Origin of the sequence: Ramlibacter lithotrophicus (genome assembly GCF_012184415.1) — a bacterium.
Classification (GTDB): Bacteria; Pseudomonadota; Gammaproteobacteria; order Burkholderiales; family Burkholderiaceae_C; genus Ramlibacter; species Ramlibacter lithotrophicus.
Genome location: NZ_VTOX01000004.1, coordinates 210,762 through 223,324, shown reverse-complemented (window position 1 = coordinate 223,324; position 12,563 = coordinate 210,762). Strand labels below are relative to the sequence as shown.

Here is a 12,563-nt window from a genome sequence, read left to right as displayed (position 1 = left end):
AGGATGCACTGAGCTGAGCGGCTGACCTTGCTCACCGTCGCAGTCACGGCTACTGGTAACTCAGTGCAGGCTGCGCACGCACTTGGTGCAGCCGATCTATCCAGCGGGCTCTTGGTCTAGTACTGGGGCGCTGCTCTTGGTGACTGCAGCGCCGAGCCCGTCGACACGAACGACTTCGACCGCCCGCGCTGTAGAGTAGCAGTGTGGCCAGCGCCTGAAGCCGACGGCCGAAGCCGGCCGCCGCAACAAGGTTGCCCCTTCTTGCTCAAATTCTCCGCTGATTGCACTTTGCCGCTTGTCGAACCGTCTCATCGCGACCGGCGGCGCATATCTGCGTTTGATCTAAGTCAATAAGTCGCTAAGAGACGGCTGTAATCTCGCTCCTCAAACCTGCTCAGCGTGTGCCAGCGAGAAGCGAACGTTCCCAGGCCGGGTCGTATGTAAGCCACAGGCGGTCCATTGCGCAACACCACTGCGGGTAGGTCGGCGTCGCGAGGCATGATCGTTCTCAGCGGCGCCATAGGCGGCCTTTGTTGCCGACGTTAGTGCACGCGATCGCTGTTATTGTTCGACGCTCGGACGGTCGGTGCTTGGCGAGTTCAATTCCAAGGAACAAGATCGTGGTCACATCGAACAAGTGCTCGGCTGACATAGACGGGCAGGAACGCATCTCGCCCAAGAAGCGTAGTGCCCGTGAGCGGGGCCCTCTTCCTGAGGTTAAAGAAGGTAACAGCCAAGCCGATTGGGAATTGTGGTCTGACTCTGTGATCGAATACGACAGCCAGTTCTCCTCACTAACCGATGGTAGCAAGCCGCCCCCGCTCCTTGCTAGCATCAAGAAAGCGCCGACATAGGCACTGACAGGCAAGCACTCCGGGCGCCTCAAACTAGCAGGTGTTCGCGCTAAGATGAGCGCGGTTTGAAATATCCAATAATTGATTCCAAATTGATCACTGCAATCTGGATGTGCGTCTTCTCTTTTAAGTCAGACCCCTCAAACATCGGACCGCCCTCTTCAAATACGCCATAGACGGAGTCAAATGGCGGCTCGTTTATCTTCGCGCGAACCTGATGCACTGTGTTGAAGACTGCACAGTCCAATTTCCGATTGAGATGGATACCATCTCGAATTCCCGAATTGACAGGCATCTCTGCGCCGGAACTCTTTGTGGATTCTCGAAGGAACTCGAATGCAACTCCGAGCTGTTCCGCAACGCCAACGTCCGTCAAGTTCAGGCAAAGGCCGGGGTTAATATAGGCGCCAAGTACCGCTGGATTTTTAATCTTTCCTCGATCTTTCTGCTCTTGGGCCCACCTAGCCGCGCGTTCGGGCCCATCGACCCAGAAATAGACTCCCTTTCCCAGCCAATCCCAATCATTGGCACTGTGCAAGAGTTCAGTTCGATGGGCAAGTATGTCTTCCACTAGCTGCCGCTCGCAGCCGTGGTATCCAATAAGCGGAGATAATGCGTGTGTGTGCCTCGAGCTCATATATTTCCCCAGAAAAAAAGCTCCGCAAGCGGAGCTTTTTAAAATATGAGTCGTCAAGTCTATTTGGTGATGCGATATGCGGCAGTCAATTTGCCCTTCTTGGTGTGAATGCCAGCAGACACCAGAAATGCCTTCGCTTCGGCTGGATCATTTTGGATCCTTTCCATCATCGCGCGCGCTGCCTTGCTGAAGACAGGCTTCCGCGACTTCTCGGCTGCCTTGATGAGTTTTTGAGCTTCAGTCATTTTGCGGCTCCTAGTTTGGTCGAATAACGGTAATTTCCTTTGCGCGCTCGAGCGTTTGGGAATGCCACTGATTCAGCGCGTTAAACACCTTGCTCGCCATGAGCTCGGTAACGGCGTGCTTGCTTTCAATCTTCTTTACACTTGCGCGATCGACCTCAGCCTCCTTGGCTAGGTCATTCATAGACTTGCCCTTGTTCATTCGCAGTTGCTTGCAACGCGGAAGAAAGAACTTAGCGCGGTTCTCAGCACCTGCGGGTGTTTGGGTCATTGCGATTCTATGCGCGGAATTTTGCTTCTATCCGAAGAGTAACACTGTAACAATATGATGTCAACTGAACTCGGCAGAAATGCGCATGAACTCGCCGAAAGCCGCCAGTGGAGGGCGTCGCCTAGCGGCAACTGACAAGCCGCAGGCGGGAGCCGTGAAGTGTCCATGCACTCAAAAATTCACCGCATCGGATTGTCTAACTCTTCCGTTGGGAGTGATAGGAACATCTCAAGTAGCACCCTGTACCTCCGATACGCCGGCCAACCGGTCATCTTCTCCCATGCCTCCCACGTGCTCGGATCCACGTAGTTCCTTCTGGCAGCTTCCCGCGCCGTCCACCCGAGCGCCCGGCGTTTCCACCGGAGCTGCGCGCCAACGCCCTCAGGTTTAGGCTCCGGGTTGTAGCCGAGGTAGTCGACGATGGCCGGCATTGCCCGAGCTGGAATCTCCTTCGTCCTACCCAGTTCCCAGTTCATGAGGGTGTATTCGTCCACCCCTAACCGCGGCGCGAGCTGCTTGCGGTCAAGCCGATCTTCGAGCCGCTTCCGGAGGATGTGCTCGCCGACGGTTGTCGGAACACCGGCTCGCTTGACGCGAGTTCCCTTGAAAATCAGGACTTTGCGGGTGTACGGCACGTACGGGAGCAGGCCAAAGCCTGCTTGCAAATGAGCAACGCGACTCTGTCCCTGCGGCTGGCTCGGCGCGGCGCACCGCTCGTGCCGCTGCACGCCCGACCAGGTGGCCCGCTACCAGGGCAAGCTGAGCGGCCCCTTGCTCGATCGCATCGACCTGCACGTCGAAGTGCCGGCACTGCCGGCCGATGAACTGCTCACCGCGCCGGCGGGGGAATCCACCGAAGCGATCCGGGCCCGTTCGACGGCGGCGCGCGAGCGCGCGCTGGTGCGCCAAGGCAAGCCGAACCAGGCGCTGCAGGGCAAGGAGATCGACCTGCACGCCGGACTGGACGACGCCGCGTCGCGCTTCCTGCACCTGGCGGCCGCGCGCCTGGGCTGGAGTGCCCGCTCGACGCATCGCGTGCTGAAGGTCGCGCGCACCGTCGCCGACCTGGCCGGCAGCGCGCACGCGCAGGTGGAGCACGTGGCCGAGGCGGTGCAGTACCGGCGTGGGCTCGTGGCGCACCAAGCGGCCGCGTGACCGGGCGCCGGTGTCGCAGCCATGGGCCGGAAGTGCGACATCCTCCACGGCCCGCGCGCGCGGGCCCACGGTTCCTTGATCGCGGGCAAACATCCGAGCGGCGCGTCGGTATATCCCGCACAAGGGCGATTCCGGACACAGCTGGGCGGCAGCCGACGAGGGCATGCACCGCACCCGCCGGCTCGCCCAAGCCCTCGCATCTCGACAAGGAGCCAACATGCGGAATTGCAGTCGGGCAACGATCGGCGGCGCAGCGTGTGCCGCCCTCTGTGCGGCCATGCTGGGCGGCTGCGCTGCCCCGGAGCCCCGGGCCGACGCCTGGGTCGCGCCGGCGGTCGGCACGACCTGGGAGATCGCCCAGCGCAACAGCGGCAGCTACGGCAAGGATGTCCGGTACCGGGTGACCCGCCGCGAGACCACCTGGAAGGGCGCGCCGGCGATCGCGCTGACCAACTCGCTCGGCGGATCCATCGTCGCCGAACCCGCCGGCGGCAAGTGGCTGGCCATGCTCGGCCGCGACGGCAAGCCGGCGATCACCTTCGATCCGCCACTGGGCTGGAACTATCCGCTCACGGTCGGCAAGGGCTGGTCAGATCGGCAGCGCCTGACCGTGCATGCGACCGGCAAGACCCTCGAGTACGAGCTCTCCTGCTCGATCCCCGCGTACGAGAAGGTGACGGTGCCGGCCGGCACGTTCGACGCCTTCAGGGTCCACTGCACGAGCAGCATCGGCAACGACGAGACGTTCTGGACCAGCCCGGCGCTGGGCACGTTCGTCAAGACCAGGCTGGTGCGCGCGCCGGGCAACCCGTTCGGGGCCGGCATCCAGGAGTCCGAGCTGGTGGCGCGGCCGCAGTAGGGCGATCCCGCCCGGCATGGAGCCGGCGCCGCTGTCAGCGCAGCGACCTGGCTTCGCGCAGCGCTGCCCGGCCGCCCGCCATCGCGGCGCCATGCGTGCGCCACCGGATCGCCAGCACCGCGCCGGCGACGATGCCGGCCACGGCGAAGATCGATCCCAGCGACAGCAGCGCCAGCCCGGTCAGGCCCTGGCCGAAGGAGCAGCCCAGCGCCGTGATGCCGCCGAAGCCCATCATCACCGAGCCGGCCAGGTGCGACAACAGCTCGCGCGGCGAGTCGAACGACAGCAGCCTGAAATCGCCGCGCAGCCTGGCGCTCGCGAAGCTGCCGGCCAGCACGCCCAGCGCCAGCAGCACGCCGAAGCTGGCGACCGTGGACTTGTCGGACCACAGCGTGAGCAGGTCCAGCGAGTGCGCCAGCGGCGCGGCGAAACTGAGGCCTTCGGGACGGCGCGACTGCGTTCCCATCCAGGCCGCTTCGAGCGTCTCCGGATGCTCGGGAATGAACCCGATGGTCCCCGTGAGCAGGAACGCCAGCGGCACCAGCAGGCCCACCGCGATGCCGCCGAGCCAGTGGCCGCGCTTTAGCTGCGCGCGATGGCGCCAGGCGGCGTATGCGGCGACGGCGAGCACGGCCACCACGGCGATCCAGCGGAACGCGGCGGCCGGCAACGGCAAGGCCGTGGCGGCGATCGAGCCGATGTCCTGCGGCGTCGCCAGCGCCAGGTTCCAGCGATCCAGGTAATCGACGCGCCAGCCGGCGAAGGCGCCGCGCAGCGTCATGAGCGCCGCGATCGACGTCACGACCAGCGTCACCAGCGCCTTCAGGTCCCCGCTGCCGGCCTTGACCAGGCTGCGCTGCGGGCAGCCGCCGGCCAGGATCATCCCGAAGCCGAACACTACGCCGCCGGCCAGCGCCGACAGCCACATGAAGCTGCTGCCCCAGGCCACCGTGCGGCGCGCGTCGAACAGCTGCAGGCCGACGAGGGCCTGCACCGCCACCGCCGCGACGGCGATCGCGATCAGCCACGATACGAGGCGGCCCGGCTGGCGCAGGCGGACCCAGTCGTCGATCGCGCCGCGCACGCAGAAGCGGGTGGCCTGCCCCACCGCCCCGAGCACGAGTCCGAGCAGGAGGCCGCCCCAGATGACGGTGCGGGCGGCGGCGGCCGGATCGAGGGCGCTGTTCATGGCTGCTTCAGAGGGCGAAAAGGCGTCGATTGTGCGCCGCAACGGCAAGCCGGCGCCGGCCACGGGATTTCCCGGGGCCGCCAGCGGCCACAATCGCCCCCATGCCAACGAGCTCCGCACCGCTGTACGACCGTCGCCTCGTCGGCTGGTTGTCGCTGTCCCAGTTGATCACGTGGGGCAGCGTCTTCTACACCTTCGCGCTCCTGCTGGAGCCGGTAGAGCGCGACCTGGGGCTCACGCGCGCGCAGTCCTCGCTGGCCTTCAGCCTGGCGCTGCTCGCCGAAGGCCTGCTGGCCTATCCGGTGGGACGCCTGATCGACGCCGGCCACGAGCGCGCCGTGATGACCGGCGGCTCGATCCTGGTGGCCGCCTGCCTGGCGGGCCACAGCCTCATCGACGGCATCGCCGGCTTCTACCTGGTCTGGGCCGCCCTGGGCGCGGCGCTGGCGGCGACCTTGTACAACCCGGTGTTCGCGGTGGTGACGCGCCGCTTCCCGCTGGACTTCCGGCGGGCGATCATCACGCTCACCTTCCTCGGGGGGCTCGCCAGCACGGTGTTCATCCCGCTGTCGGCGTGGCTGATCCAGTCGCTCGGCTGGCGCCAGGCCCTGTGGGTGCTCGCCGCGGTCAACCTGCTGGTGTGCGCACCGCTGCACGCGGTGCAGCTGCGGGGCGCGCCGCCGCGCAGCGCCGCCGCGGCCGGGCCGGCCACCGCCCGCTCGCCGTCGGCCTACCTGCGCAGCGCCCCGTTCCTGCTGATCGGCGTGTTCGTGGTGTGCACCATGGCCGTCGCCGCCGCCCTGCCGCCGCACATGATCAGCCTGCTGCGCGGCGCCGGGCTGGCCGAGGCCTGGGTGATCGCCATCCCGGCGAGCATAGGCGCGCTCCAGGTGGTGGGCCGCCTGCTGCTGTTCTTCTTCGAGCACCGGTTCGACATCCACGCCGCCAATCGCCTGATCCCGGTCCTGATTCCGCTGGGGCTGGCCGCGCTGCTGGCCGGTGCCGGGCACGCATGGGTGGCGTTGCTGTTCGTGCTGCTCTATGGCCTGGGCAACGGCATGCTCACCATCGTCAAGGGCACGGCGATCGCCCAGTACGTGAACCGCGAGCACGTGGCTTCGCTCAACGGCGCGCTGGGGCTGCCGACGGCGATCGCCCGGGCGCTGGCGCCGCTGGTGCTGGGCCTGCTGTGGAGCCCCGAGGGCGGCTACACCTCCGGCCTGTGGCTGCTGCTCGCGCTGGGCATCGCGGCGGTGGCGGCGTTGCACCTGGCGCAGCGCAGGTCGCTGGTGCCGCTGCGGCCGGCAGCTTAGGTCGCCGCGGCCTGCGCGTGCCGCTCGCGCGGATGCGCGCGATCCTGCGCCAGCCGCTCCTCTTCGACCGCCTTGGCGCAGCCGGCCCCGAACAGCAGCACCGCCGCGGAGAAGTAGATCCACATCAGCAGCACGACCAGCGAGCCGGCGGCGCCGTAGGCGGACACCACGGCCGCGCCGGACAGGTACGCGGCCAGCAGCTGGCGACCTGCGGTGAACAGCGTGGCGCCGACGGCGGCGCCGAACCACAGGCTGCGCGAGCGCGGCTTCGGTCCGGCCGACAGGCGCATGAAGCCGAAGAACAGCGCGGCGCAGATGGCGAAGGCCAGCACTTCGCTGAGCACCCGCACCGCCTGTTCCAGCGCGAACCACTGCCCGGCCCAGCCCGACGCGACGTTCAGGACGGTGGAGATCAGCAGCGACACCAGCAGCAGGAAGCCGAAGGCGAGGACGTAGGCGATGCCGCGCACCCGCAGCGACACGCCATGCCACCATTTCCTGCCGGCCGGCACGCCGCTGCCGGCGCGCCACAGGCGCTCGAAGGCGGACTGCAGCTCGCCGAAGACGCCGGTGGCTCCCGAGACCAGCACGGCGAAGCCGGCCACCGAGGCGATCAGGCCCTCCGCCGGTTCCTTCGCGCTGTCCAGCGCGTGCCGGATCAGCGCGCTGCCCTGCTCGCCGACCAGGCCGTCGATCTGCGTCACCAGGCCCTTCTCCACCAGGGCGCGGTCCAGCCACCACCCCAGCACCCCCACCAGCAGCAGGACCAGCGGCGCCAGGCTCAGGACGCCGTAGAAGGAGATGGCCGCGCTCATGCGCGCGCCGTCGACGGCGCTCCACAAGCGTCCGGCGCGCAGGAACGGCAACGCCGGGCGTCCCGCTTCGCGCAGCCAGCGCGGCACCTGCTCGATGGACAGCCTCATTGCCCCACCATAGCGGGCACCCCGCAGCCGGATATCGGCGGGCCGAGCCGGATCGCGTAGGAGCGGGCCGACGCTGTCCCGGGCGTGGCGCCGCGCGCCGCGTCAGAGGTTCGGGGCGAGCAGCCGCTGCACCTGCGCCAGGTCGGCGCCGCGGCGCTGCGCCAGGTCCTGCACCTGGTCGGCGCCGATCCGGCCGACGCTGAAGTAGGTGCTCTCGGGGTGGCTGAAATAGAAGCCGCTCACGCTGGCGGCCGGTGCCATGGCCATGCTCTCGGTCAGCTCGATGCCGACTTCGTTCGCCTGCAGGAGGTCGAACAGGTCGCGCTTGACGCTGTGGTCGGGGCACGCCGGATAGCCCGGGGCCGGCCGGATGCCGCAGTACTTCTCGGCGATCTCGTCCTGCAGCGACAGCGCCTCATCGGCGGCATAGCCCCACAGGTCGCGGCGCACCCGCTCGTGCAGCGCCTCGGCGAAGGCTTCGGCCAGCCGGTCGGCCAGCGCCTTGAGCGTGATCGCCGAATAGTCGTCGTGGTCCTCGAGGAAGTAGCGCTCCTTCTTTTCCGCGCCGATCCCCGCCGTCACGGCGAACATCCCGATGTAGTCGTCGGCCACGCCCCTGGGCGCGACGAAGTCGGCCAGGCATCGGCTGGGCCGCTGCTGGCCGTCGACGACCTCCTTGACGGTCTGCTGGCGCAGGCCGTACCAGGTCATCGCCACCTCGCGCCGCGATTCGTCCGTGTACAGCTCGATGTCGTCGTCGCGCACGGTGTTGGCAGGCCAGAAGCCCAGCACCGCGTTGGCCGTGAGCCAGCGCCCTTCGATCAGGCGCTTGAGCATGCGCTGGCCGTCGGCGTACACCCGCACCGCCTCGGCGCCGACCACTTCGTCCTTCAGGATCGCCGGGAACGCGCCGGCCAGGTCCCAAGTCTGGAAGAACGGGCCCCAGTCGATGTATTTCGCGAGCTCGGCCAGGTCGAAGTTGCGGAACAGGCGGCGGCCGATGAACTTGGGCCGCGGCGGCTGGTAGCCGGACCAGTCGATGGGGGTCCGGTTCGCGCGCGCCTGCGCCAGCGGCCACAGCGGCACCTGCTTGCGGTTGGCGTGCTGGGTGCGCACCTTCTCGTAATCGGCCTCGATGTCGGCGATGTATTTCGCGGCCTGCTCCGACAGCAGCCCTTGCGCGGCGTTGACGCTGCGCGACGCGTCCGGCACGTACACGACCGGACCCTCGTAGTGCGGTGCGATCTTCACGGCCGTGTGGACCCGGCTGGTGGTCGCGCCGCCGATCAGCAGCGGGATCTTGCGCAGGCGGAAGTGTTCGTCCTTCTGCATCTCGCCGGCCACGTACTGCATCTCCTCGAGGGAAGGCGTGATCAGGCCCGAAAGGCCGACGATGTCCGCGCCTTCGACCTTGGCCCGCGCCAGGATCTCATGGCACGGGACCATCACGCCCATGTTCACGACCTCGAAGTTGTTGCACTGCAGGACCACCGTCACGATGTTCTTGCCGATGTCGTGCACGTCGCCCTTCACGGTCGCGATCACGATCTTGCCCTTGGTGCGCACTTCCTCGCCCGCCGCGGCCTGCTGCTTCTTTTCTTCCTCGATGTAGGGAATCAGGTGGGCGACGGCCTGCTTCATCACCCGCGCCGACTTCACCACCTGGGGCAGGAACATCTTGCCCTGGCCGAACAGGTCGCCGACGATGTTCATGCCGTCCATCAACGGGCCTTCGATCACCTCCAGCGCACGACCGCCGCGGGCGAGCACGGCCCGGTACGCCTCCTCGGTGTCCGGAACGATGTGGTCGGTGATCCCCGAGACCAGCGCGTGCGACAGGCGCTGCTCCACGCTGCCCTGGCGCCATTCGTTCTGCTTGCCCTCGTCGCGCGCCGCGCCCTTGGCGGATTCGGCGATCTCGATCAGGCGCTCGCCCGCGTCCGGCCGGCGATTGAGCACGACGTCCTCCACCCGCTCGCGCAGCACCGGGTCGAGCTCGTCGTACACGCCGACCATGCCGGCGTTGACGATGCCCATGTCCATGCCGGCCTGGATCGCGTGGTAGAGGAACACCGTATGGATCGCTTCGCGCACCGGGTCGTTGCCGCGAAACGAGAAGCTGACGTTGGACACCCCGCCGCTGACCTTGGCGCCCGGCAGGTGCTGCTTGATCCAGCGCGTCGCGTTGATGAAATCGACCGCGTAGTTGTCGTGCTCCTCGATGCCGGTGGCGATCGCGAAGATGTTCGGGTCGAAGATGATGTCCTCGGGCGGGAAGTCCACCTCGTCGACCAGGATGCGGTACGCGCGCTGGCAGATCTCGATCTTGCGCTGGAAGGTGTCGGCCTGGCCCTGCTCGTCGAACGCCATCACCACGGCGGCCGCGCCATAGCGCTTGACCAGCTTCGCCTGGTGCTTGAAGGCCTCGACGCCTTCCTTCATGGAGATCGAGTTGACGATCGCCTTGCCCTGGATGCAGCGCAGGCCGGCCTCGATCACCTCCCACTTGGACGAGTCGACCATGATCGGCACCCGAGCGATGTCGGGTTCGCTGGCGATCAGGTTCAGGAAACGCACCATGGCGGCCTTGCTGTCCAGCATGGCCTCGTCCATGTTGATGTCGATGACCTGCGCCCCGTTCTCGACCTGCTGGCGGGCGACGACCAGCGCTTCCTCGAAGCGGCCGGCGAGGATCATCCGCGCGAACGCCTTGGAGCCGGTGACGTTGGTGCGCTCGCCGACGTTCACGAACAAACTCCCGGCGCCGATCGTGACCGGCTCCAGGCCGGCGAGTTTCATGGGGGGAATGGGTACTGCCTGCGACATGGCTCGTCCTGCATGTGGCCGGCCAGCTGCCGGCGGTGGATGGAGGTGAGCGCCGTTGTGTCCTCAAGCCTGGCGGCGGGCTGAGCCGGCCGCTGCAGCGCTCCTTGAGCGAACGCGCATTCTACCGGCGAGCACCGGCGGCCGCACTTTGCAACAATGGCGCCCTGTCCATCCGCCCAGGAGTTTCCACATGGCCCCCTTTCCCCGTCGCCGCGCCCTGGGCGCCATCGGCCTCGCCCTGGCGCTGGGCGCGTCGCTGCTCGGCGCGCCGGCGCAGGCGCAAGGCAGCGGCAACCCGGTCCGTATCTTCGTCGGCTTCCCGCCGGGCGGTGGCACCGACGCCATCGCGCGCATGCTGGCCGACAAGCTGAAGGACCAGCTGGGCCAGCCGGTCGTCGTCGAGAACAAGGCCGGTGCCGGCGGCCAGATCGCCGCTCAGGCGCTGAAGGCGGCCGCGCCGGACGGCACCACCTTCTTCATCAGCCACGACCACACCATCTCGATCCTGCCGCTGGTGACGAAGAACCCGGGGTTCGATCCGGCGAAGGACTTCGTGCCGGTGGCCGGATTCGCCACCTTCGTCAACGCCTTCGCGGTCTCCGGCGGCACGCCGGCCCGGTCGATGTCCGAGTACATCACCTGGGTGCGCACGCAGCGCGGCGGCAAGGGCAACGTCGGCGTGCCGGCACCGGCGTCAGTGCCCGAGTTTCTGGTCAAGCTGATCGGGCAGAAATACAACCTCGACCTGGCCGCCGCGCCGTATCGCGGCAGCGCGCCGATGATCGGCGACATGCTGGGCAACCAGATCGGCGCCGGCGTCGGCTCGATTCCGGACTTCATCGAGAACCACAAGGCCGGCAAGCTCCGCGTGGTGGCCGTGATGGGCAATGCCCGCCAGGCCGCCGTGCCCGAGGCGCCGACCTTCGCCGAACTCGGGCTGGCCGGTTTCGAGGACGTGCCGTACTACGGCTTCTTCGCACCGGCCGGCACCCCGCAGGCGGCGATCGACCGCTTCTCGGGCGCGCTGCAGAAGGTCGTCGCCCTGCCGGACGTGCGCGACCAGCTTGCCAAACTGGGGCTGACGGTGGGCTTCATGCCGCAGCAGCAACTGGCCGACCGCGAGCGCGCCTATTCGCAGACCTGGGCCAAGCTGATCAGGAACCTCGGCTTCCAGCCGCAGTGAGGCTCGGGTCCGGGCCGCGCTACGCGGCTTCGCGGTAGAACGGCCCGCGCTGCAACGCCCGCGCCGGCAGCGGCGCGAGCGCCTGCGTGATCGCGCCGATGTGGTCCGGCGTGGTACCGCAGCAGCCGCCGACGATGTTGACCAGGCCCTCGGCCGCGAACTCGTGCAACAGCCGCGAGGTCACGTCGGGCGTCTCGTCGAAGCCGGTGTCGCTCATCGGATTGGGCAGCCCGGCGTTGGGATAGCAGCTGATGAACGTGTCCGGCGCCGCACGCGCCAGTTCCTGCAGGTACGGCCGCATGAGGGCCGCGCCCAGGGCGCAATTCAGGCCCACCGCCAGCGGCCGGGCGTGCCGCACGCTGTACCAGAACGCGGTCACGGTCTGGCCGCTCAGGATCCGGCCCGAGGCGTCGGTCACGGTGCCGCTGATGACGAGCGGCAGCCGCTCGCCCGACTGCTCGAAATATTCGTCGATCGCGAACAGCGCCGCCTTGGCGTTGAGGGTGTCGAAGATGGTCTCGATCAGCAACAGGTCGGCGCCACCTTGCACCAGCGCCTGCACCTGCTCGAAATACGCGGCCCGCAGCGCCTCGAAGTCGACGTTGCGCGCGCCGGGATCGTTGACGTCGGGGCTGATGCTGGCGGTCTTCGGCGTCGGGCCGAGCGCGCCGGCGACGAACCGGGGCTGGCCCGGCTTCGAGAACTTGTCGGCCGCCTCGCGGGCGATGCGCGCCGAGGCCAGGTTCATCTCGGCGGCCAGGTCGCCCAGGCCGTAATCGTCCTGGGCGATCCGGGTGGCGCCGAAGGTGTTGGTTTCGATGATGTCCGCGCCCGCGGCCAGGTAGGCCTCGTGGATGTCGCGGATCACGTCGGGCCGCGTCAGGCTCAGCAGTTCGCCGTTGTTCTTCACGTCCTTCGAATGGTCGCGGAACCGCTCGCCGCGGTAATCGGCTTCGGTCAGGCGCAGCCGCTGGATCATGGTGCCCATGGCGCCGTCGAGGATGACGATGCGCTGCTCCAGCAAGGCGGGGAGCTGCTGGCCACGGGTGTACACGAGCGGTTTCATCCCCACGATTGTAGGGAGCACCGTTTTTCCCTCGACAATACCGGC

Annotated in this window: 11 protein-coding genes, 1 pseudogene and 1 riboswitch; of the genes and pseudogenes, 4 read left to right on the top strand and 8 right to left on the bottom strand. The window is 67.5% G+C overall.

What is annotated here, in order from left to right; translation table 11 throughout:
* Positions 1 to 903 precede the first annotated feature (903 nt).
* The 4 genes from RAMLITH_RS13500 to RAMLITH_RS13485 form a co-directional block, all read right to left on the bottom strand.
* Positions 904 to 1,392: a hypothetical protein gene (locus RAMLITH_RS13500; protein ID WP_168107942.1), complete on the bottom strand. Its 489-nt coding sequence runs from the start codon at positions 1,390 to 1,392 to the stop codon at positions 904 to 906.
* Between the two features lie 158 nt (positions 1,393 to 1,550).
* Positions 1,551 to 1,736 (bottom strand): hypothetical protein, encoded by a 186-nt coding sequence (locus RAMLITH_RS13495; RefSeq protein ID WP_168107941.1) that lies wholly within the window; start codon positions 1,734 to 1,736, stop codon positions 1,551 to 1,553.
* A 10-nt stretch (positions 1,737 to 1,746) separates the two neighbouring features.
* Positions 1,747 to 2,004, bottom strand: coding sequence for a helix-turn-helix domain-containing protein (locus RAMLITH_RS13490; RefSeq protein WP_168107940.1), 258 nt, complete (start codon positions 2,002 to 2,004; stop codon positions 1,747 to 1,749).
* Between the two features lie 179 nt (positions 2,005 to 2,183).
* Complete coding sequence (locus tag RAMLITH_RS13485; protein ID WP_168107939.1) at positions 2,184 to 2,639, bottom strand: helix-turn-helix domain-containing protein; 456 nt, start codon at positions 2,637 to 2,639, stop codon at positions 2,184 to 2,186.
* 46 nt (positions 2,640 to 2,685) lie between these two features.
* On the opposite strand from RAMLITH_RS13485, the pseudogene RAMLITH_RS13480 reads away from it, so the two are divergent.
* Both RAMLITH_RS13480 and RAMLITH_RS13475 read left to right on the top strand, forming a co-directional pair.
* Positions 2,686 to 3,159: pseudogene (locus RAMLITH_RS13480) on the top strand (magnesium chelatase subunit ChlI family protein); the annotation flags it as partial.
* 217 nt (positions 3,160 to 3,376) lie between these two features.
* Complete coding sequence (locus tag RAMLITH_RS13475) at positions 3,377 to 4,018, top strand: hypothetical protein (protein WP_168107938.1); 642 nt, start codon at positions 3,377 to 3,379, stop codon at positions 4,016 to 4,018.
* Positions 4,019 to 4,052: 34 nt separating this feature from the next.
* Here the strand turns inward: RAMLITH_RS13475 and RAMLITH_RS13470 are convergent, their stop codons facing one another.
* Positions 4,053 to 5,207, bottom strand: a complete 1,155-nt coding sequence (locus RAMLITH_RS13470; protein WP_168107937.1) for a YeeE/YedE family protein — start codon at positions 5,205 to 5,207, stop codon at positions 4,053 to 4,055.
* Positions 5,208 to 5,308: 101 nt separating this feature from the next.
* Here RAMLITH_RS13470 and RAMLITH_RS13465 point away from each other — a divergent pair, with 101 nt between their 5' ends.
* A complete protein-coding gene (locus RAMLITH_RS13465; RefSeq protein WP_168107936.1) occupies positions 5,309 to 6,520 on the top strand; it encodes an MFS transporter in 1,212 nt (403 codons plus the stop codon).
* On the opposite strand, the gene RAMLITH_RS13460 is transcribed toward RAMLITH_RS13465, so the two are convergent.
* On the bottom strand, positions 6,517 to 7,443 hold the full coding sequence (locus RAMLITH_RS13460) for a YihY/virulence factor BrkB family protein (protein WP_168107935.1): 927 nt from the start codon (positions 7,441 to 7,443) through the stop codon (positions 6,517 to 6,519). The genes RAMLITH_RS13465 and RAMLITH_RS13460 overlap by 4 nt on opposite strands.
* Positions 7,444 to 7,545: 102 nt before the next feature.
* A complete protein-coding gene (gene metH, locus RAMLITH_RS13455) occupies positions 7,546 to 10,242 on the bottom strand; it encodes a methionine synthase (protein ID WP_168107934.1) in 2,697 nt (898 codons plus the stop codon).
* A gap of 67 nt (positions 10,243 to 10,309) precedes the next feature.
* Positions 10,310 to 10,379: riboswitch (S-adenosyl-L-homocysteine riboswitch) on the bottom strand.
* Positions 10,380 to 10,459: 80 nt separating this feature from the next.
* Between metH and RAMLITH_RS13450 the strand changes: the two genes are divergently transcribed.
* Positions 10,460 to 11,452: a Bug family tripartite tricarboxylate transporter substrate binding protein gene (locus RAMLITH_RS13450; protein WP_168107933.1), complete on the top strand. Its 993-nt coding sequence runs from the start codon at positions 10,460 to 10,462 to the stop codon at positions 11,450 to 11,452.
* Positions 11,453 to 11,471: 19 nt separating this feature from the next.
* Here RAMLITH_RS13450 and RAMLITH_RS13445 read toward each other — a convergent pair whose 3' ends face one another.
* Complete coding sequence (locus RAMLITH_RS13445) at positions 11,472 to 12,518, bottom strand: homocysteine S-methyltransferase family protein (protein WP_168107932.1); 1,047 nt, start codon at positions 12,516 to 12,518, stop codon at positions 11,472 to 11,474.
* Positions 12,519 to 12,563: the final 45 nt, after the last annotated feature.

What these genes read in the sequence shown, in the direction of transcription:
- RAMLITH_RS13495 (WP_168107941.1), bottom strand. Translation starts at nt 1,736, where the DNA reads ATGACTGAAGCTCAAAAACTCATCAAGGCAGCCGAGAAGTCGCGGAAG.
- RAMLITH_RS13490 (WP_168107940.1), bottom strand. Translation starts at nt 2,004, where the DNA reads ATGACCCAAACACCCGCAGGTGCTGAGAACCGCGCTAAGTTCTTTCTT.
- RAMLITH_RS13475 (WP_168107938.1), top strand. Translation starts at nt 3,377, where the DNA reads ATGCGGAATTGCAGTCGGGCAACGATCGGCGGCGCAGCGTGTGCCGCC.
- RAMLITH_RS13470 (WP_168107937.1), bottom strand. Translation starts at nt 5,207, where the DNA reads ATGAACAGCGCCCTCGATCCGGCCGCCGCCGCCCGCACCGTCATCTGG.
- RAMLITH_RS13465 (WP_168107936.1), top strand. Translation starts at nt 5,309, where the DNA reads ATGCCAACGAGCTCCGCACCGCTGTACGACCGTCGCCTCGTCGGCTGG.
- RAMLITH_RS13460 (WP_168107935.1), bottom strand. Translation starts at nt 7,443, where the DNA reads ATGAGGCTGTCCATCGAGCAGGTGCCGCGCTGGCTGCGCGAAGCGGGA.
- metH (WP_168107934.1), bottom strand. Translation starts at nt 10,242, where the DNA reads ATGAAACTCGCCGGCCTGGAGCCGGTCACGATCGGCGCCGGGAGTTTG.
- RAMLITH_RS13450 (WP_168107933.1), top strand. Translation starts at nt 10,460, where the DNA reads ATGGCCCCCTTTCCCCGTCGCCGCGCCCTGGGCGCCATCGGCCTCGCC.
- RAMLITH_RS13445 (WP_168107932.1), bottom strand. Translation starts at nt 12,518, where the DNA reads ATGAAACCGCTCGTGTACACCCGTGGCCAGCAGCTCCCCGCCTTGCTG.